This window comes from Streptomyces sp. NPDC089915, from assembly GCF_040684675.1.
In the GTDB taxonomy this organism is placed as follows: domain Bacteria; phylum Actinomycetota; class Actinomycetes; order Streptomycetales; family Streptomycetaceae; genus Streptomyces.
The window spans coordinates 1-1183 of the sequence record NZ_JBFBGN010000406.1 but is presented as its reverse complement, the minus strand read 5'-3'; the positions used below and the strand labels follow the sequence as shown (position 1 = coordinate 1183).

The window sequence follows — 1183 nt, the reverse complement described above, 5'->3', positions numbered from 1 at the left end:
GTCCAGCCCGGCGGCGCGCAGCTCCGCCGCCGCTCCGGCGACGGCGGCGCCGTCGCGGCCGCTGAGCAGCACGTGGACGCCCCGCTCGGCGAGCTGGCGTGCGATGTCGCGGCCCATGCCGCGGTTGGCGCCGGTGACGAGGGCGATCTTCTTCGGGGTCTGCCCGGACAAGGGGGACTCTCCATATTCTCAGGTGGGGGTGGGGTGTGCGGGTGGGGCCACCGGACGGGCGGCCCCGTCAGGCCACGAGCGCCAGGAACTTCGCCACCGGCGGGCCAAAGCGCTCGACGTCCACGAGGAAGGCGTCATGGCCGGCCGGGGTGTCCACCGGCAGGAAGCCGACGTCGGCGCCGCCCGCCGACAGCCCCTCGGCGATCTCCTGCTGCTGCGAAAGCGGGAAGAGGATGTCGGACCGCGCGCCCATGACCAGCGCCCTCTCGACGCGCATCCGGGACAGCGCCCCGGCGGGGCCGCCGCCGGCGCCGTCGTCGAGGTCGAACCGGTCCATCGCGTGGCTCAGGTAGAGGTAGCTGTTCGGGTCGAAGCGGTCCGCGAACCGCTGGGCGTGGAAGTCCAGATAGCTCTCGACCTCGAACTCCAGGCCGAAACGCCCCTGTTCCGCCCGGCGCCCCTCGCTGATCCGGCTGCGGCCGAACCGGCAGTCCCACTCCTGCGCCGAACGGTAGGTCATCATCCCCAGCTTGCGGGCGGTGAGCATGCCCCGCCGGGGACCGTCCTCCTCCTCGTAGCGGCCCTGGAGCCAGCCGGGATCGGAGCGGATCGCCTCCCGCTGGAGGGAGCGGACCGCGATCGAGAAGGGCAGCGCGTGCACGGCCCCGGACAGGCTGATGTGCGTACGGGACAGATCCGGGTGCCGGGCGAGCAGGGCGAGCGCGCTCATCGCGCCCATGGACGCGCCCACCACGCAGGCCAGCCGGCTGATGCCCAGCGCCCGTACGGCGTGGGCCGCCGCGTCGGCGATGTCCTCGATCGACAGGTCCGGGAAGGAGAGCCGGTAGGGCTCCCCGGTGCGGGGGTCGGTGGAGGCCGGGCCGGTGGAACCCTTGCAGCTGCCCAGGGAGTTGACATGGACGCTCTCCGCGAGCATCGACGAGGAGCCGCTGAAGAGGAATGCCACGAACTTGGCCACAGCGATGGCCAGGTTGGCGGCGAGTGCCGCCAC

Annotated in this window: 2 protein-coding genes; both read right to left on the bottom strand. The window is 73.0% G+C overall.

What is annotated here, in order from left to right:
• Positions 1-171, bottom strand: a 171-nt coding sequence (locus tag AB0O29_RS36205) for an SDR family NAD(P)-dependent oxidoreductase (RefSeq protein WP_365160785.1), incomplete at its 3' end; no start/stop codon positions are given.
• Positions 172-238: 67 nt separating this feature from the next.
• The coding region (locus AB0O29_RS36200) for an alpha/beta fold hydrolase (protein WP_365160782.1) at positions 239-1183 on the bottom strand (945 nt) is incomplete at its 5' end.